Origin of the sequence: Formosa agariphila KMM 3901, assembly GCF_000723205.1 — a bacterium.
Taxonomy (GTDB): domain Bacteria; phylum Bacteroidota; class Bacteroidia; order Flavobacteriales; family Flavobacteriaceae; genus Formosa; species Formosa agariphila.
Genome location: NZ_HG315671.1, coordinates 4,001,335 through 4,019,671 on the forward strand (window position 1 = coordinate 4,001,335; position 18,337 = coordinate 4,019,671).

The window sequence follows — 18,337 nt, forward strand, 5'->3', positions numbered from 1 at the left end:
TTTATTTCACTAGAACCCCTTGAACGCCCATAGTTGGAATAGGCTGATAAGCCTTCTCGTTAATCGTATTAGATTTAAAAACGAAAGACTTATCAAACATTTTGTTATCTTCGAAAAAAGAGACTTCAAACGTATTGACTAACGCCAATACTTCGTCTTGAAGATACTCTATTTTAGCAAAGCTTTTAGCAGGAAGCTTTTCCAACTTATGGCGCATAACAGCCGTTTTCTTATCTTTAGACAAACCTTTAGAGACGATTAAAACCATCTCTAAATCAATGTCTTTATCATTTATAATATATGCATTCCATTCGTCTACATTCAGGTCTTTATTAAACACCTTTACAGCAGCGACATAAACACCTTCAACCTTTGGAATTTCAATATCTTTTTTCATACAATTAAATTGTAGACTTAAATTGTTCTAAGAAACGCACATCATTTTCACTTAACAAACGAATGTCGTTTATTTGGTGTAATAACATCGCTATTCTATCGATTCCTACTCCAAAAGCGAATCCAGAATAAACTTTAGAATCTATTTTACAGTTTTCTAAAACATTAGGATCAACCATACCACAACCACCAATTTCTAACCAACCAGTACCTTTAGTTATACGGTAATCAGACTCTGTTTCTAAGCCCCAATACACATCTATTTCTGCGCTTGGTTCTGTAAATGGGAAGTAAGACGGACGTAAACGAATTTTAGATTTACCGAACATTTCTGTTGTGAAATATTGAAGCGTTTGCTTTAAATCTGCGAAGCTTACATCTTTATCTATATATAATCCTTCTACCTGGTGAAAGAAACAGTGAGAACGTGCCGAAATGGCTTCATTTCTATACACACGACCTGGAGAAATTGTACGAATTGGAGGCGCATTATTTTCCATATAACGCACTTGCACAGAACTTGTATGTGTTCTTAATAATACATCGGGATCAGTTTGAATAAAAAACGTATCCTGCATGTCTCTTGCGGGGTGATATTCCGGTAAGTTTAAAGCCGTAAAATTATGCCAATCGTCTTCAATTTCTGGACCTTCACTAACGTTAAATCCTATGGTTGAAAAAATATCAATTATTTGATTCTTTACAATTGAAATCGGATGACGCGCACCAATAGAAATCGGTTCTCCCGGACGAGACAAATCGCCGTAAATTCCTTTCGCTTCCTCATCCCCTTCCAACTCTGCTTTCAACGCATCTACACGCTCTTGTGCTGTGTTTTTAAGCTGATTAATAGCTTGACCAAATTCTTTCTTTTGGTCGTTAGCTACGTTTTTAAATTCAGCAAAATAATCGTTTAACAATCCTTTTTTACCTAAGTATTTAATACGAAATGTTTCCACTTCCTCTTTAGATTGTGCTTTAAACGCTTCTGCTTCAGCAATAAGTTCTTTTATTTTATCAATCATGATATTCCTTCAAAAATGAGTGCAAATTTAATAATTCTTACTGTATATATTCGGTTTCAACGAAATAGTTTACAATAGCTTCTTTCATTAAAATACTTTGTTCACCGGCTTTTAAAGTTGGCAACTGTTCTTTTATGGTATAATGTGGCCAACCGTCGTCGTCTACAAAATCAAATTCATAGTAACCATAGGGCACCAATAATTTACAAATGGCAATGTGCATTAAATCTAATTTCTGATCTTTTTTAAATGTGCGATCAAACTGCCCTAATTCCTGTAAGCCAATTAAATAAATAATGGCATCTAGGTCTAAAGTATCGCCATCTGCAAATTGGTTAGATAATTTAGTTACGACATCATTCCATCGTGTTTTTAATTCTTCGTCTCTAGACATATAGTTTTCTATTACGCTTAAGTGGCGTGCTGCAAAGTTAAAAAATAGCCTTTCATTTCTCGTAAACATCTTATAAAATATGACAAATTCATTTTAAATATTATATTTGACAAAACAACCTATTCATTATGACTTTATTAGATATTATTCTCGCTGTAATTCTTTTATTCGGATTAATTCGAGGATTCATGAACGGCCTTTTTGTGGAAATTGCTTCTCTTCTAGCACTAATTATTGGAGTTTTTGGCGCTATTCACTTTAGTAGTTTTACCGCTTCACTTTTTGAAGATAAAGTAGATTGGGATGAAAATTACGTTAGTATTGTTGCCTTTGCCGTAACTTTTGTGGTTATTGTTTTAGCTATTGGTTTAGCAGGCAAAGCACTTACTAAACTTGCAGATTTTGCCTTTTTAGGTATTGTAAATAAAATTTTAGGCGGTGTTTTTGGAATGCTTAAAATAGGATTAATGGCAAGTGTTGCTTTAAATATTTTTGTAACACTAAACGACACGGTTCCTTTTGTAGATAAAAAAGATTTAGATAAATCTATTTTATACAAACCTGTAATCGCTATTTCGACTAAATTATATCCTGCAATTAAGGAAAAAGTAGACACCAAAAAGAAAGATATTATTACTAAAAAACTAGGTTAATAACAGTCTAATTTAAGCTGACCTCTATTTTTATATACACTTAGCGGCTCTTCTAAATAGCGTTTACAAATGGCTTCTAAAACAACTAGAACGTCTTTTTGCATGGCTATAGACCCACAAATTAGAATTACACCTTTTTGTTTTAAAACTTGTGCCACTTGTTCTGCATCGCGTTCTAAAAGGTGTTGCACATAAACTTTCTTACCCGCTTGTTGCGAGTATCCAATTTCTAGTTTCTGAAGTCGTTTTAACTTTAAACCTTCCTCAATAATAGGTTTATAAATTTCGAAAGAAGATTCTTGTCTTCCGCCCCAATACAATTGCACATTTTGGCCTGAAGTATTGTTATTAATCATCCCTAAAAACGGCGCTATTCCTGTACCATTAGCAATCATTAATACATGTTTTGTATGTTTAGACAAGCGAAATTCTTTGTTTTTTACCAAGCGTGCTTTTATAACATCATTAGTATTTAAATCATTTAAATAATTAGAACACAACCCTAATTCTTGACGTTTTACACTTAAAAACACGGTATCGTTTACCTTCCCGACAGAATATAAGCGTTCTACACTATTTGGTTCTGGCTGAATGGCTAATAAATCGCCCGATTTAAATCGCGTTAATCCTAGTTTAGATTTTAGTGCAATGGTAAAAGTATCGTCTGGATTCTGATTTGCAATAGTTTTATGACTTACGGTAAAACTGCGTTTCCGTTTTTTATTTTCTAATAAACTTTCTCCTTCTAGTTTAATCTGCAACCCTACTTTTTTCGACCATAAATTAATCCATTGTGTGTAGGCTTCGAAAGATTTATTATGAATGGTGAAGGGCTTTAAAAGTTGAACCGCATTAATATCTGTTTGTAATAACGTATCGACATCGAAAGCATACTTACAGAAGTCTGGATACGCTAAAGAGCCAAATCCAACGACTGAAAAACTATAGGCATGATCCGATTGAATGGATTTAAATTTAGCTTCAAACTTATTCGCATTTTCTGGTGCTTCTCCTTGTCCATACGTCGCTGTAATTACAACTAAATGTTCGCAGGATTTATACGTTGAAAACGCATTCAATTCAGCAATAAAACTAGACTCGCCTAACTTTAATAATTGCTTGTGCAACATGTTCGCATAGTGCACTGTGCTCCCATTTTCCGACCCAATTAAAATGACGAATTTCGCAGCATCTTTTTTAAATTTATTTTTGAGTTTAGCCTTACGACGTTTTAAAGTCATTACAAATCCGGAATACACAAAAAACAAAATATTAAGACAAGCAATAGCTAAAACTAAGGCCCAAAGTATACTGCCCTGACCTGTATGTAAATTGACACTTAATCGAGATGCAATAGCGATAAACGGATACTTAGATTCGCTTAGAATATCGCCAGTATATTGATTGACCAACACCTCTCGATTTTGTAATTGAAGCGTGTAATAATCTTCTACATCTTCAGAAAACGGAAATTCTATACTTCGGACTTCAGATAACTTGGTGTCACTAAAAATAGATTGATCTTTTAACGCGCGTTTTGGAGTTTCAGAAATTTCATCATAATTAACGTTGTGCGTAAGGTTTTCTTTTGGCAATAAATCGAAACGATATAAAGACAAATACACACCAGTAAGCGTAAGTATAATAATAGGAATTAGAGACAAACGACCTAAGACAACATGATAATATTGCGCAAAATTTTCGTTTACAATTTTGCTAAAAAAGCGTTTAAAACTGCGCTGTCTTTTAACGATTAAAACCGTTCCAGAAACAGCGATTAAGAAAAGTAAAAACGACGTAATTCCTATAAAAATACGTCCTGTAGTTTTTAAGAATAACGATCTATGAAAGTTTGTTGTCCATTGAAATAATGGCGATTTTTCGATAATATCGCCAATTTTTTCACCTGTACGAGGATCGATATAGAATGTTTCTGCATCTCCGTCTTCAGTAATTACCGATGTTGAAACAAAATCATTTGCATCGACATCGACGTTTAAAATTTCAATATAATTTGCCTTTAAATTTTGAATCGTTTCTGCAAGCGATACTTCATTAAAATCGTCGACACGGTAAGGTTGCACCTGATTAGAAATAGGTTCGAATGCTAAAATAATACCCGTTAACGAGGCTAATATTATAAAAACAAACGAAGATACAGCCAGCGCAAGGTGGCTATATCTCCATATTGAAATTGTCATGCTTTAATTATTTTTTAGTTAGGAATCATACGTATGTAACGTATAAAGCCTGTGCCTTCAACTTTACTTTTTACACTTGCAGATGTTAATTCAAACTCAACATCTTGTTTGTAATATTCTTGATCTTCTACAGCAGATTCAAAACGGATACTATAACCTGAATCGATTTTAGAATCTTCTATTTCAATGACATTAATACTACGTTGTCCGCCTGCTACAGTAGCTCCTGTGATGGCATCAATATTATTACGTTTTTTTCCGTAGAAGTCAAACCAAGAAGTTAGATCGTTGTACCACTCATCATCATCACCTTGCATATACAAGGTTTTTTCGTATTCGCCTTTAGGATCAATTAACGAGATGGCAACGTAAGCTCCTTCTCCCGTATAATTAGTCATTTGCAACATACATTTATATTTAGTTGAAGCTGCAACTGGTTTGAATGAATAAAAACTAAACATAACAAATGCCAATGCACAAATAGTTTTTAGTATTGAAAATTTAGACATGGTAATTATTTTAAAAAGTTAATGTTTACGTTGTTTGCCTTTAAAAGCTCATTTTCACTCGCTAAATCGAAAGCCGTTTCTTCAAAATCGGTTTTTATACTTTTATCTGCACCGTTATCAATTAAATACTTTAAAACAACATCGTCTTTAGAAGACATTGCCGATTTTAGTAACGGTGAAATTCCTTCAGCATTAACCGCATTGATATCAACTTCAGATTGTGTTGCAAGTTTAAGTAATTCAAATTCATTTTGGTCTAAAGCTAAATGATATAGCGTATTTCCGTTAGATTGAGGTTTAGTAATATCTAATCCTTTAGACTTTAATAGTGCTAATTTCGCTTTAAAATCTGCTGCACTACTTGGCGAATACGATTTAAACAAATATGGTGTTAAGTTGTTACCGCTAGCATCTAAAGCATTTACATCTGCACCGTTATCAATTAAATAAGATACAACTTCTGTCGTGTTATTTTCAACAGCTAAAGCTAAAGCAGATTCTCCTTTTTTATTTTTAGCATTAATATCTTTAACTTCTTTTTTAAGTAAAGTTACAATAGCCAATTCATTACTTGACGCTGCATTTAAAAATGGTGTATTTCCATTTTGATCGGCTTGATTAACATCTACTCCTTTATTTAAGAAATAGTTAATTACTGCTGCATCTTTACTTTTACCTGCTAAACCATGTAAAGGAGTTAATCCGTTTTTAGTTGTAATATTAGCTTTTAACCCTTTACTTTCTAAATATTTAAAAACGTCCAGGCCATTAGACGGTCCACGACCACCTTTACTTGCAGCAATCATTGCGTTACCACCTTCTTTATTTAACGTTTTGTAATCTACACCTTTTGCGATTAATTGGTCAAGCATATCTGTGTTTCCAGACTTGGCTACGTAATAAAAGATACCATTTCCATCGGCATCTTTAGTATTTAAATCTAATCCTTTTGCTGTAAAATAATCTATCGTACTAAAATCTTTGGCACGCTGCGACACTAACAATAAGGCATTCGCCCCGTGGTGATCTAAGTCGGTTAGTTTCGCTCCGTTAGCTAAACATAAATCGTAAACCTTAGTATCTTTTTGTCCTGTTGCTGCTGCAAAGTTTAACAATGAATACCCATGATTATCTAAAATATCGGTTTTAGCACCATGCTTAATAAGGTACTCCATAAGCTCTACATTTCCTTTATTTGCTGCCCAGAAAATGTAAGTACGCCCATCGTGAGTTAACTTATTAACATCGTTTCCATCCTTTTTTAGAAGATGATAAACATTAGCATTTGATGCACCTTGAAGAATAGCTGTGGCAACGGCATCGAAACTTCTTTCGTTAAGTTGCGCTGGGTCATTGCCTTCTTTAATTTTTTGTTCTATGGTTTGAACTGTAGGGTTGGTTCCCCAAAAGTCACGGTTTAAAAACACATTAGATTCTTGTGCTTGGACCAATGTTCCTAGTGCTAAAAATGCACCTAAAATTCCATTTCTAAATACTGATTTTTTCATGTTTATTTTTTTACGAAAGATTCTATAATAGCGTTAATATCTTCCTCATTTTGATAGTCTTCCTCGGAAAACAAATACTTATATAATTGTTTATTGTCTACTTTTTCTTCTAAAGATAAATTTTTATCTCTTGCAAAAACTTCATCCCACTTTGTACGAACTAAAGCCCATTTATCACTGGTTTTTTTCCAATAATCTTGTGCTGCAACACATTTACTATCGTCTACTTTAGTGTATGTATTGTATCCTTTTTCTTGTGCAATAATCACATCTGCTTTTCCAGCTTCGCGAAGTACTTTATCGTTATCTTGATCGTGAATCCAACCTGTTTTTGTAATTTCTTGACGGTTACGTCTTAGTGTAATATTATAATCGCTACGTTTTGTATACTCACGTCTTGGTAAGGGCGCTGTAGTAGTGTTCTCCCAATAGCTTTTTCCATCGACATGTACCCAAGATGAAGAGCCTTCGTAACGCGGACTATCATCTACTTGAAATACTTTCTGAGACCATTGTCCTTTTACCTCACTTTTAGGCAGATTTACATACGTCCATTCGTTATCGCCGTTATACGTATATAAGTCGGTGTTTTCAAATTCCCAATCTTGTCTCCAATGTTTAACAATATGCGGATGTGCAGGGTCACCAACAATTAATAAATGTTGTAGTGCAATTTTATCTTTAGAATCTTCTACTAATTCTACCCACTCTAGACCTTTGTCATGCTTTACTTCTGAAGGCACATAAGTAGAGTCATTAACATAATTGAAGGTCTCGGCAAAATTAAAATTCACTTCGTAACATCCACACATAGCTTTTATCGCTTCTTGATCTTGCTTTTTTTGTTTCTGAGCAATGGTAGTATTCACTAAACATATAGTTACACAGAAAGTTAGCAATATAGTTTTTTTCATAGTTTTTGGTTGGGTTTTAATTTTTAATTAAAAAAATTAATCTTATTTAGACTCAATTAAAATAAGATTATATATTTGCTACAAATCTAAAAAAGAATGAGTCTAAATAAAAATAATATTTTACTTTTTTTAATCCTCCCTTTTAGTGCCTTATTGACTGCTCAGGAAAACATAAAAGACTCTTTATCTACAGAAACACTAGACGAAGTTGTTATTACAGGTCAATACAATCCGCAATCCATAAAAAAATCTGTTCATAATGTTATTGTAATTAACCGTGAACAAATTGAAAATCAGGCTGCCAATAATCTGGCCGATGTTTTAAATTTCAATTTAAACTTAAACATTATACCTAATGCGCAAACAGGAAAATCTACGATATCATTCTTTGGATTAGATGCGCAATATTTCAATATTCTAGTAGATAACATTCCTCTAGTAAGTGATAATGGCCTAGGGAACAACATCGATTTAACGCAGATAAATCTAGATAACGTAGAGCGCATTGAAATTGTTGAAGGTGCGATGGGCGTAGATTACGGCGCAAATGCTGTTTCTGGGGTAATAAATATTATCACCAAAAAAAGTATTTCTAATTCATGGAACATACAAACATTTGTTCAAGAAGAAACGGTAAATGACGAATACAATTGGTCTGAAGAAGGTAGACACATTCAAGCGCTAAATATTGCACATAATATTAACGACAAATGGTTGGCCCGCGTTGGTTTTAATAGAAATGATTTTAGAGGATTTAAAAACGATAAACAAGGTAAAGATTACTACACTAACAATGGATTAAGAGGTTACGAATGGCTACCAAAGTCACAATTAACAATTAATGCGTTCGTGTATTATAATACTGATAACTTTAAAGTTTCATATAAATTCAACTACTTTAATGAAAAATTATACTATTATGATAGTTCGGTAAGAGCCAATATTGATGTACAAAATCAGACGAGTAACCCCTCGGCAACCGATAAAATTTACACAACCAATCGGTTTGTAAAGAATCTTAATCTTTCTGGCCAAATTAATTCTGGAGCCAATTACAGTGCTGACTTCTCTTATCAACAACAAGAACGCGACTTAAACATTTTTAATTATTACATTATAACCGAAGACAAGACGGATGAAACTGATGAGAAATATCAATCTAGCAAAGTATTTTTCTCGAAAGGAACAATCAATAATTTAGTCCAAAGTGATTTTTATAATTTTCAATTAGGCTACGAAGGCAAATATATTGAAGGGTATGACACCCAAGCTTCAGGTTCTGAAACCCAACACGCAAAAACGCAAACACAAAGTAATATTGCACTATTTACTTCGGCAGAATTAAATCTTACAAACAAGTTTTCTATTCGACCAGGTGTTCGTTACGAATACAATTCAAAATTCGACTCTAAATTTTTAGGCGCCTTAAGCATGAGATTACTTTTAAATAAAGGATTCGAGCTTAGAGGAGATATAGGAACCTCTTACAGAACTCCTAATTTTGAAGAACTCTACTACTATTTTGTAGATTCTAATCACGATGTTCAAGGCAATGAAAATTTAAAACCTGAAGATGGTTACACCGGTTTTATTAATCTAAAAAAGAAAAGTTGGGTGAACGATATGGCTTTTACAAATGCGCTAAAGGTAAGTTATATAGACGTAACCAATAAAATAGATTTAGCCATTGTAAACGAGTCGCCTTTACAATACCAATATATAAATATAGACGGTTATAAACTTTGGGGATTAACGTCCGACAATCGCTTTCAAGCCAAACAATGGACTTTTAATTTAGGAGCAACACTTCAAGGAATTTCTAGGATATTAAATAATGAAGTTAATGCTAACGATGAATTTCTTTACGCTTTTCAATTAAATACCAGCGCCACATATAATATTGAAAAATGGAACACTGCCGTTAGCTTACTCTTCAAATACAACGGGCAACAAGAAACCTATTTAGCTACGGGCATAGATGCTAATGGCGATGCGCTGTTTACAAAATCGACTACCGATGGATATGGTTGGATGGATGCTTCCATTAAAAAATCATTCTTTAAAAATAAATTCGAAACTACATTAGGTGGACGCAATCTACTTAACGTAATTAACGTTGACACGTTCGGAACAACTAGTAGCGGCACACACGCTACGAACAGTAATGCATTACTACTAGGCTACGGACGTTCTTTTTACTTAAAACTTTTATATAAACTAAACATTTAAAAACCCAATTTAATTATGAAAATCAACAAAATTTTAACTCTTTTTACCTGCCTAAGTATATTAGGATTATCAAGCTGCTCAAGTAACGACGATAACTCAACCGATCTTATAGAAATCGTAATTGACGGCGCTACCGTAACTCCAAATCTTGGTGGAGCAAACGAACCAAACCAAGTCTATGTCGATTTAAGTACCAATACAACAACTGAAATTGCTCGTGATTCTTGGGATTTAGGTTTTTCCTCTGGGACAGAATTTAGAGTTGTGTTAAACGGTTCTATTTATATGGCAACTGCAGCTTTATCTGCTACAGATATTGATGCCGTTACTGAAGACAACACTGAAGTACTAACGTTACAAGAGCAAGTGGCTGTAGGTACATATGCTGCAGAAAATATAGCATTTGTAGATGCTCCTAATGGAGATTTATCGGGCACTGCTATTGCTGAAGTTACAGAAGACAATAACAATGTTTACCTTTTAAACTTAGGATTCGGACTTTCTAATGAATCAGCTGCTACAGGAAGTGTTGCCGTTACAGGTGAATCTAGAGGTTGGAAAAAAATAAAAATTACAAAATCTGGGAATGATTATGTTTTACAATATGCTGATTTAAATGCTACCACACATCAAGAAATTACAATTTCAAAAAATAGTGATTACAATTTTACATTCTTTAGTTTTAATACTGAAACTGTAGTAGATGTAGAACCTAAGAAATCTGAATGGGATTTAAACTTTACCGTTTTTACTAATGAGATTCAGGGATATGGTTCTTACGGCTATACAGATTTTGTTGCAAATAATTTAAAAGCCGATGCTAAAGCATATTTAATTAATAATGAAGAAGCAACGTTAACTTACGATACGTTTACATTAGACGATGTTAATTCTACACTATTCGAAAATGACCAACGTAATATTGGTAGTAGCTGGAGAAATGGTGGGGGTCCAAGTTCTTTACCGTCGCTTAAGGATTCGGTATTTTACATCGTTCAAGATGCTAATGGTAACTATTATAAGCTTAAATTTTTAGCTTTAACTAACGAATCTGGAGTTCGTGGTTATCCTGAATTTGTGTATAGTTTATTACAATAAATCCATTCTATACAGATTAAAAAAGCCACTCTAGGAGTGGCTTTTGTTGTTTTTAATAAAATAGATTTTAATTAATCTAAATGATAAATCTGTCTGATGTTCTCTAAAATAGCATCGAAATCAATTTTTAAATCGATTAATTTTCCAGTATGAATATCGAATACCCATCCGTGAACTTGCATCGCTCTATTACGTATCGCTTTTTGAACAGCAGATGTTTTAATAAGGTTAACACATTGTTCTTGAACGTTTAGTTCGATTAACTTATTATACCTTTTATCTTCATCTTCAATAGCATTTAATTCGTCTGCATGAATTCGGTATACATCTCTAATGTTTCTTAACCATGGGTTTAATAAACCTAAATCTGCCGATTGCATAGCGGCTTTAACACCACCACAACCATAATGACCACAAACCACAACGTGATTTACTTTTAAGTGATCTACGGCATAATCTACAACAGACATCACATTTAAATCGGTATTAGGCACCATATTCGCAATGTTTCTATGTACAAAAACTTGTCCCAATTCTAATCCCATTAAACCTTCTGCATCTACACGGCTGTCTGAACACCCGATATATAAAAATTCTGGGGTTTGCCCGTGACGTAAATCTTCGAAATAGTTTTCGTTAGTAGCTAACTTATCTTTAATCCACTTTTCGTTATTCTTAAATACATTTTTTAATACCATAACTTATATTTTTATAATTCTATTAAATTTAATCAAGAGATTTTATTTTAAATCCCTTCTTTTATGGCCGACTTAACAACCTTTATTTAGTTTGTTTTAATACTTTTTAAACTCTAGAATACTCTAATTAAATACTCCTAAAAGTATATTATTTTGCACATTTATGTGCTTTAAATCGCATATAATGTTTAGCTTAAACTGATATTAGACTTAGGACGTTCTTTAAAGAATGCGATATAACTCTCTGGGTTCTCTACCACACCACGCTTAGAAATTAAAGTAATATCGATGTTTCTTTCTTTTGCTTTGTGAGTAAAATCTTCAAGTATTTCTATAATATCATAATCCAAATAACGTGTTTTTAAGAGGTTCAATTCTAAACTCGAATTATCTGGTAAACGATCTAATTCTTTTAAAATAGCTCCTTTATTAAAGAAAGTTACCTCTTCTGCTAAAGTCATTTTCACTTTTGGTTTTCCATTACTTTTATCTTCCATATTTAGGAAGTGTGAGTTTTGATAGCTCTTTAACAGAATAATTACAATCCCTACACCAAGTCCCATACCAATACCAACTAATAAATCGGTAAATACAATACCAATTATAGTCACAAAAAATGGTACTGATTGTTTCCAACCTAAATCAATCATTTGTTTAAATAAAACAGGTTTCGCTAATTTATAACCTACAATTAATAGTATTGCCGCTAAAACAGCCAACGGAATCATATTTAACAACGTAGGAATTAAAATAACAGAGATTAATAATAAGAATCCATGTAAAATAGTTGATAATTTACTTTTACCTCCAGATTGCACATTAGCTGAACTTCTAACAATAACTTGGGTGATTGGCAAACCTCCAATTAAACCAGACACGATGTTACCAATACCCTGAGCTAACAACTCTCTATTGGTTGGCGTGACATTTTTATCTGGATCAATTTTATCTGATGCTTCTACACATAATAGCGTTTCTAAACTAGCAACTAAAGCTATTGTAAAGGCTACAATCCACACACCATGGTCGGTGATTGCACTAAAATTTGGAAAACTAAATTGATTAAAAAAGGAAGTTGCATCTTCTGGCACAGGTACATTAACCATATGGCTTTGGCCTATAGATAATATATCGTGACCTTTGGTTAAATTATAATAAACAATTCCTAAAACTACAGCGACAAAAGGCCCTTGAATAACCGTAAAGATTTTACTCTTTTTAGCTAACACATTATCCCATAATAAAAGAATAGCTAAACTAATCGCCCCAATTAAAGCGGCTCCAGGATGGACATTATTAATAATATTAAACAGTTCTGAAAAGGTATTACCTCCATCTATCTCGAAGAATTCGAAATCCCAAGACGATTGCTCGTCATATCCAAAAAAGTTTGGAATTTGCTTTAAAATAATAATAATTCCTATACCAGTTAGCATCCCCTTAATAACTGAAGACGGGAAATAATATGCTATAACACCGGCCTTTAAAACTCCAAAAATAATTTGAATGATACCTGCTAAAACTACTGCTACTAAAAAATTCTGATAACCTCCTAACGTACCAATGGCAGTTAAAACAATTGCAGCTAATCCTGCTGCAGGTCCGCTCACTCCAATTTTAGAGCCACTTAAAAATCCTACTACTATACCTCCTATTATCCCTGCAATAACTCCAGAGAACAACGGCGCTCCACTCGCCAAAGCAATACCTAAACACAAAGGTAAAGCCACGAAAAACACGACAATACTTGCCGGAAAATCATTTTTCAATGTTTTAAACATAATAAAAATTTGCTTTAATATTTAAAATAAATATGCAGTCTGACTACTTAAAATCAGACCATTAAAACGTATTATACTATGCTTACTTCTGGGGGTGGGGAAAAGTTATCTAATTCGAATTGAGAATTAATATTAAGGTAAAAACTAAACGTATTATCATGGTCTGAGTAACCAATTAAGTCGTTTAAACCTGGATGCGATTTAAGTTCTAATTCATAAAGCTTAACCGTTTCCTTACTATTCTCTTCTTCAGCAATGTTATAAAACATGGATACATCTACATCTTTATCTAGAATAGATATGACCGTTGGTGCCGAAATTAGCATCGCAAAAATCATAGTAAGAAATAAAGAAATAAAGGTTTTATACATATAATATTTTCATTGAAGAACTATAAGTTTACTGCAAATATAACTATAAGACTTTAATATCTGCACTAGAAATCCAACCTGTTTTTCCGTCGGAGAGTTTTATTTTTTTCCAGTTATTTACAGTATCAAGAACTTGCACCTTTGTTCCTTCATGTAGCTTAAAAGCCTCTGGACTACTTAGGTTAGGCTCATTTTTAACTTGGCTTTCTTGAGCAAAAATAATAGCTGGATTATCTTTTTTATGTTGATTATAATTGTGAAATGCAAAAAATAAAGTGAAACAACCTACAATTAAAATGATGATACTGCTTGAAAAAGCCGCACGTTTCTTATTTGTGTATTCTGCGAAATAGTAACTAATAAATAAGACTACAAATAGAATAAATAAGATTACGGTTGTTATAGCCCAACCATCGAAACTCATAACATTTGTAATGTTTTTTAAGAGTTTAGAAATACCTACTTCTGGAACTACATCTATAGCATCTATGGTCATGTTTCTCGCATAAGCGATATTGTTTTTTATCTCTTTATCTCGAGGCGCTAACTGTAATGCTTTTTCAAAATAATAAATACTCGGGCCTACATGATTTAACTTGTAATGGGCATTTCCTAAATTAAAAAACACCTCGCTAGACTGCATGTTGCTATCTAGTATGGCTTGATATTTATCTATAGCCTCAGCATATTTACCTTCATTATAAAGTGTGTTACCCTGCTCGAAAAGAGATTGCTCTTGAGCAAAAGTAAAATTACTTAACAAAATCATTAGTATGTATAAAACTGCTTTCATATTAACGTATTTGTTTATCTATTAAAGAAATGGTACTTGCTGCCTTATCGTAATCTTGTTGCATGCTAACTTTCGTAGATGGCGTGTAACGTGCCAATTCACAACTTTCAAGTATGGATGAAAAATCGGAAACCACTGTTTGGTCGACCTCTTTAGCAAGTAAAAGGTTCTGTATTTTATCTTTACTTAAATCGCCAGTTTCAATATTAAGTTTTGCTTTTAAATAATTATGAAGCGCTTTTTCTAAAGCAACATAAAAAGCTTCTTTTTGACCTAAAGCTTTTTTAGCCTCACTCAAATACTTCTTAGCCAACTTATCTGCTTTTCTTATTTTATTTCCGGTAACATCTGCATCTCTAACCGCTTTTTGTTTTCTAAAGACCATAGCTAATGGAATCATTAAAAATGGCACCAATAAAGAGCTCCAAAATAATTTCGACTTAAAGAAATGAGACGGTTTATTACTCTCTAGTGTGGTTTTGGTTTTAATAAATGCAAATTGGTCGTTGTTTAAAACTACAGGTTGTTTATTCTCTCCGCTAACAGATGGTTGAGATTCAGCAATGGCATTATTAGGTCCTTGGGTAACATCTACCACAATCTCTTCTGAAGAAATACGTTTATACGATTCTGTTTTTAAATCGAAATATGAAAACGAGATGCTTGGTATAGGATATTTTCCTTTAAACTGAGGCACTACCGTATAATTATCGGAAATGCGCCCTTGCATACCTCTTAAATTTGTAGTTACTTTTTCGTTATGTTCTGGCTCGTAAACCTCTAAAGAACTTGGTAAAACCACTTTTGGTAATTCAAATAATTTCAAGTTTCCGTTTCCAGAAACCTCAACATTTAAGTTTAAAGACTCCGATGCTTTTAACTCGGTTTTAGTGGTTGTAACTTTAAAATCATAGTCTCCTACCGCACCTGTAAAATCGTCTGGTCTGCCTTTTTCAGGAAGTTGTTTTACATTAATAGTACGCTCTCCAGCAGAAACCGTTTTATGAACTTGTGTCATTAATCGGCCTCCAAAAATATCACGTCTATTTGTTGGTACATCTACTGTTATATCTAAACTTAAAGGTTCTATTTTAAGTTTTCCTGTTTTTTGAGGATACAATACCGTTTTACGCAATTCTACATAACGGTAAGATTCTCCTTTATACGTTCCGTTCTTTACTTGTAACCCTTTTACATCTATATTCTGGCTCCAGAAATCGCTATACTTCGGATTGTCTATTTCGCGCCAATTACTAACCCCAGTATTTGGCGATACATACAGTTTGTAAACCACTGTAATCGCTTCATTTAAATACGGATTTGTTTTAGAAACCTCGGCTACCAAATGAATATTCTCTGACGCCACATAATCGGCATTGTTACCATCTTGAGGTTTGCTTACCGCAGAAGTTACTGTGATTTTAGTTGGAATAGTTTTATACACTTCGCCGTCGACCTCAATAGAGGCCTGACTTAACGTAAAAGTTCCTTGACTTGTAGGTGCTAAAAAGTAAGAGTATTTTTTAGAAAATTGAGACACCCCATTTACCCATGATTTACTTACAGATTGATTTGGTCCTCCAACAACTTTAAAATTTGCAAAACTAGGTGGATTAAAATTATCTCCATCTCTATTCATTTCAAAGTCTACTCTTAAACGCTCATTAATTCCAAGTTTAGTTTTACTCACTTTAGCCTCAAACTTAACCTGTGCAAAGGTTACGCTAGAAACTAGTAAAACTAAAACTATACTTATATGTTTAATCCTTTTCATGTTTAAATTCATTCTCAAAACAAAATTACCAATCTTTATCGGTTTGAATGCGTTCCCCTTTTTGTTTCTCTGCATTCATTTTTTCTTGAACTTTTTGTTCTTGATTATTCATCGCTTCTAGCAAGTTTTTAATTTGCTGTGGCGACATTTGCCCTTGCTGAGGCTTTGGCTGCTGGGGCTGTTCTTTTTTATCTTGATCGCCTTCACCTTGATCTTGCTTATCGTCTTTAGGCTTACCATCTTCATTCTCCTCTTCGTCGCCTTTATCTTGATCTTGATCACCTTCATCTTCTTTATCCTGATCCTTATCGTCGCCTTCGTCCTGTTTATCTTGGTCTTTTTGGTCCTCCTGATCTTGGTTTTGATCTTCGTTTTCGTCTTGATTATCTTGATTCTGATCTTTATTATCTTCTTGATCGTCCTCGTTATTTTCGTTTTGCTCTTCCTGCTCTTTAGCGCATTCTTTAGCTAGACCAAAATTATATCGCGTTTCTTCGTCTGTAGGATCATTTCGCAATGCATTTTTATACGCTTCAACAGCTTCTTTACATTGTTTATTCTGCATTAAAATATTTCCGATATTATGAAACGCTTTATGTTTTTCACTTCTATCTGTAGACTTATTTGCTGCTTCTTGTAATCGAAATAATGACTCTTCTAAATTTCCTTTTTTAAAATACGACGTTCCTAAATTATATATTCCAGAAACATTCGATTCTGCTTCAGAAATAGCTTTTCTATATTCCATTTCGGCAGCTATATAATCCTCTTCTAACACCTTCGCATTACCTTCAAAAACAAAATTATTAGATAATCTTTCTGCTTCAACAAGCGCTTCATTGTCGTCTTGTGCATAAGACGATACTGTAAAAAATGCAATAAAAATTAATACAATAGGTTTCATAACAAATACTCCAAAATCACTGAATATTACTATTTTTTTAGCGTTTTCTATCATAAGTTTTCGTTAAATAAGTTTAACTTCTTTAACCACCCTGTCTTACGATCTAACAAGAAAATATCTAAAAACAGAAGTAAAATTGCTAATCCGATAAACCACTGAAATTGAGATTTAAAATCGGCTATTTGCTTAGCTTCAAATTCTGTTTTATCCATACCGTTTAAAATATCGCGAATTTCTTCTACCACCGTATTTGTATGTCTACCATTAATATAAACACCATTGGCTTCGTTCGCTATATTTTTAAGTGTTTCTTCATTTAATCGTGTTATAACAGTTTCTCCATTGTTATCTTTTTTATAATTCATAACAATGCCATTACGTTTAATAGGTATTGGTCCACCTTTTACATCTCCAACACCAACAGTAAAGATTCTAATACCTTCTTCGGCGGCCTCTTCTGCAACCTGTGCAGCAACTTCGCTATGGTCTTCCCCGTCTGAAATGATAATAAGCACACGATTTGTTTGCTCAGCATCGTCGTAATATGTTTTTGCCAAATTAATAGCTTCATTAATTGCGGTTCCTTGAGACGACATCATGTCTGTATTCATATTCTGAAGGAACATTTTTGCCGAAGCATAATCTGTAGTAATTGGCAATTGCGGAAATGCTTTTCCTGCGTAAGCGATAATTCCCACACGGTCGCTTGCCAGATTATTAATAATCTGAGTTACCAATTGTTTTGCCTTTTCTAATCTGTTTGGTGCAATATCTTCGGCTAGCATACTTTTAGAGACATCTACAGCAAAAACAATATCTACACCTTCTCGCTTAACCGTTTCTAACTTTGTCCCGACTTTAGGATTTACTAATGCAATTGCCAAAGATGCAAAAGCCAGACATATAATTACTAATTTTAAAACCGATTTAAATACCGAACGATTTGGACTTAATCGTTTTAAAAGTGCTTTATCGGCGAATTTTTTTTGAGCATGGCGTTTCCATAACTGAAGCATCAAATAGATGACGATAATCACCGGAACGACACACAGTGCCCAAAACCATATTTTTTCTTCTAATTGAAACATC

Annotated in this window: 17 protein-coding genes; 3 read left to right on the forward strand and 14 right to left on the reverse strand. The window is 33.4% G+C overall.

Annotated elements, in window-relative coordinates:
- Position 1: 1 nt before the first annotated feature.
- The 3 genes from BN863_RS16860 to BN863_RS16870 are packed head-to-tail and all read right to left on the reverse strand — an operon-like array spanning position 2 to position 1,815.
- Positions 2 to 397, reverse strand: coding sequence for a hypothetical protein (locus BN863_RS16860; protein ID WP_038532577.1), 396 nt, complete (start codon positions 395 to 397; stop codon positions 2 to 4).
- Between the two features lie 4 nt (positions 398 to 401).
- A complete protein-coding gene (gene pheS / locus BN863_RS16865; RefSeq protein WP_038532579.1) occupies positions 402 to 1,421 on the reverse strand; it encodes a phenylalanine--tRNA ligase subunit alpha in 1,020 nt (339 codons plus the stop codon).
- Between the two features lie 37 nt (positions 1,422 to 1,458).
- Positions 1,459 to 1,815: a hypothetical protein gene (locus BN863_RS16870; protein ID WP_038532580.1), complete on the reverse strand. Its 357-nt coding sequence runs from the start codon at positions 1,813 to 1,815 to the stop codon at positions 1,459 to 1,461.
- Between the two features lie 128 nt (positions 1,816 to 1,943).
- Between BN863_RS16870 and BN863_RS16875 the strand changes: the two genes are divergently transcribed.
- Positions 1,944 to 2,468, forward strand: a complete 525-nt coding sequence (locus tag BN863_RS16875) for a CvpA family protein (RefSeq protein WP_038532581.1) — start codon at positions 1,944 to 1,946, stop codon at positions 2,466 to 2,468.
- Here the strand turns inward: BN863_RS16875 and BN863_RS16880 are convergent.
- Genes BN863_RS16880 through BN863_RS16895 form a run of 4 tightly spaced genes read right to left on the reverse strand, consistent with a single transcriptional unit; the run spans position 2,465 to position 7,600 of the window.
- Positions 2,465 to 4,669, reverse strand: a complete 2,205-nt coding sequence (locus BN863_RS16880) for a PepSY domain-containing protein (protein WP_038532583.1) — start codon at positions 4,667 to 4,669, stop codon at positions 2,465 to 2,467. The two genes, BN863_RS16875 and BN863_RS16880, sit on opposite strands and share 4 nt — an antisense overlap.
- Positions 4,670 to 4,683: 14 nt before the next feature.
- A complete protein-coding gene (locus BN863_RS16885; RefSeq protein WP_038532584.1) occupies positions 4,684 to 5,178 on the reverse strand; it encodes a DUF2271 domain-containing protein in 495 nt (164 codons plus the stop codon).
- 5 nt (positions 5,179 to 5,183) lie between these two features.
- The gene (locus BN863_RS16890; protein ID WP_038532585.1) at positions 5,184 to 6,686 is read right to left on the reverse strand and encodes an ankyrin repeat domain-containing protein; all 1,503 of its coding nucleotides are present in this window, start codon (positions 6,684 to 6,686) and stop codon (positions 5,184 to 5,186) included.
- Between the two features lie 2 nt (positions 6,687 to 6,688).
- Positions 6,689 to 7,600, reverse strand: a complete 912-nt coding sequence (locus BN863_RS16895; RefSeq protein WP_051774908.1) for a DUF6607 family protein — start codon at positions 7,598 to 7,600, stop codon at positions 6,689 to 6,691.
- A gap of 96 nt (positions 7,601 to 7,696) precedes the next feature.
- Here BN863_RS16895 and BN863_RS16900 point away from each other — a divergent pair, with 96 nt between their 5' ends.
- Complete coding sequence (locus BN863_RS16900) at positions 7,697 to 9,829, forward strand: TonB-dependent receptor plug domain-containing protein (protein ID WP_038532586.1); 2,133 nt, start codon at positions 7,697 to 7,699, stop codon at positions 9,827 to 9,829.
- A gap of 15 nt (positions 9,830 to 9,844) precedes the next feature.
- Positions 9,845 to 10,927 (forward strand): HmuY family protein, encoded by a 1,083-nt coding sequence (locus tag BN863_RS16905; protein ID WP_038532587.1) that lies wholly within the window; start codon positions 9,845 to 9,847, stop codon positions 10,925 to 10,927.
- 71 nt (positions 10,928 to 10,998) lie between these two features.
- Here BN863_RS16905 and BN863_RS16910 read toward each other — a convergent pair whose 3' ends face one another.
- From BN863_RS16910 to BN863_RS16940, 7 genes are all read right to left on the reverse strand, one after another.
- On the reverse strand, positions 10,999 to 11,625 hold the full coding sequence (locus tag BN863_RS16910) for a carbonic anhydrase (protein WP_038532588.1): 627 nt from the start codon (positions 11,623 to 11,625) through the stop codon (positions 10,999 to 11,001).
- Positions 11,626 to 11,813: 188 nt separating this feature from the next.
- Positions 11,814 to 13,406, reverse strand: a complete 1,593-nt coding sequence (locus BN863_RS16915) for a SulP family inorganic anion transporter (protein ID WP_038532590.1) — start codon at positions 13,404 to 13,406, stop codon at positions 11,814 to 11,816.
- Between the two features lie 71 nt (positions 13,407 to 13,477).
- Positions 13,478 to 13,777 (reverse strand): hypothetical protein, encoded by a 300-nt coding sequence (locus tag BN863_RS16920; RefSeq protein ID WP_038532592.1) that lies wholly within the window; start codon positions 13,775 to 13,777, stop codon positions 13,478 to 13,480.
- A gap of 43 nt (positions 13,778 to 13,820) precedes the next feature.
- Positions 13,821 to 14,570: a tetratricopeptide repeat protein gene (locus BN863_RS16925; RefSeq protein ID WP_038532593.1), complete on the reverse strand. Its 750-nt coding sequence runs from the start codon at positions 14,568 to 14,570 to the stop codon at positions 13,821 to 13,823.
- Between the two features lies 1 nt (position 14,571).
- The gene (locus BN863_RS16930) at positions 14,572 to 16,344 is read right to left on the reverse strand and encodes a BatD family protein (RefSeq protein WP_038533844.1); all 1,773 of its coding nucleotides are present in this window, start codon (positions 16,342 to 16,344) and stop codon (positions 14,572 to 14,574) included.
- A 25-nt stretch (positions 16,345 to 16,369) separates the two neighbouring features.
- Positions 16,370 to 17,302: a tetratricopeptide repeat protein gene (locus tag BN863_RS16935; protein ID WP_242404049.1), complete on the reverse strand. Its 933-nt coding sequence runs from the start codon at positions 17,300 to 17,302 to the stop codon at positions 16,370 to 16,372.
- Positions 17,299 to 18,336 (reverse strand): vWA domain-containing protein, encoded by a 1,038-nt coding sequence (locus BN863_RS16940; protein WP_038532595.1) that lies wholly within the window; start codon positions 18,334 to 18,336, stop codon positions 17,299 to 17,301. Before BN863_RS16940 ends, BN863_RS16935 begins: the two co-directional genes overlap by 4 nt.
- Position 18,337 lies beyond the last annotated feature (1 nt).

Excerpts from the sequence above, each read along its gene's own strand:
- BN863_RS16885 (WP_038532584.1), bottom strand. The coding sequence starts at position 5,178 with ATGTCTAAATTTTCAATACTAAAAACTATTTGTGCATTGGCATTTGTT.
- BN863_RS16905 (WP_038532587.1), top strand. The coding sequence starts at position 9,845 with ATGAAAATCAACAAAATTTTAACTCTTTTTACCTGCCTAAGTATATTA.
- BN863_RS16895 (WP_051774908.1), bottom strand. The coding sequence starts at position 7,600 with ATGAAAAAAACTATATTGCTAACTTTCTGTGTAACTATATGTTTAGTG.
- BN863_RS16930 (WP_038533844.1), bottom strand. The coding sequence starts at position 16,344 with ATGAAAAGGATTAAACATATAAGTATAGTTTTAGTTTTACTAGTTTCT.
- BN863_RS16880 (WP_038532583.1), bottom strand. The coding sequence starts at position 4,669 with ATGACAATTTCAATATGGAGATATAGCCACCTTGCGCTGGCTGTATCT.
- BN863_RS16875 (WP_038532581.1), top strand. The coding sequence starts at position 1,944 with ATGACTTTATTAGATATTATTCTCGCTGTAATTCTTTTATTCGGATTA.
- BN863_RS16920 (WP_038532592.1), bottom strand. The coding sequence starts at position 13,777 with ATGTATAAAACCTTTATTTCTTTATTTCTTACTATGATTTTTGCGATG.
- BN863_RS16915 (WP_038532590.1), bottom strand. The coding sequence starts at position 13,406 with ATGTTTAAAACATTGAAAAATGATTTTCCGGCAAGTATTGTCGTGTTT.
- BN863_RS16900 (WP_038532586.1), top strand. The coding sequence starts at position 7,697 with ATGAGTCTAAATAAAAATAATATTTTACTTTTTTTAATCCTCCCTTTT.
- BN863_RS16860 (WP_038532577.1), bottom strand. The coding sequence starts at position 397 with ATGAAAAAAGATATTGAAATTCCAAAGGTTGAAGGTGTTTATGTCGCT.
- BN863_RS16925 (WP_038532593.1), bottom strand. The coding sequence starts at position 14,570 with ATGAAAGCAGTTTTATACATACTAATGATTTTGTTAAGTAATTTTACT.
- pheS (WP_038532579.1), bottom strand. The coding sequence starts at position 1,421 with ATGATTGATAAAATAAAAGAACTTATTGCTGAAGCAGAAGCGTTTAAA.
- BN863_RS16890 (WP_038532585.1), bottom strand. The coding sequence starts at position 6,686 with ATGAAAAAATCAGTATTTAGAAATGGAATTTTAGGTGCATTTTTAGCA.
- BN863_RS16935 (WP_242404049.1), bottom strand. The coding sequence starts at position 17,302 with ATGATAGAAAACGCTAAAAAAATAGTAATATTCAGTGATTTTGGAGTA.
- BN863_RS16940 (WP_038532595.1), bottom strand. The coding sequence starts at position 18,336 with ATGTTTCAATTAGAAGAAAAAATATGGTTTTGGGCACTGTGTGTCGTT.
- BN863_RS16870 (WP_038532580.1), bottom strand. The coding sequence starts at position 1,815 with ATGTCTAGAGACGAAGAATTAAAAACACGATGGAATGATGTCGTAACT.
- BN863_RS16910 (WP_038532588.1), bottom strand. The coding sequence starts at position 11,625 with ATGGTATTAAAAAATGTATTTAAGAATAACGAAAAGTGGATTAAAGAT.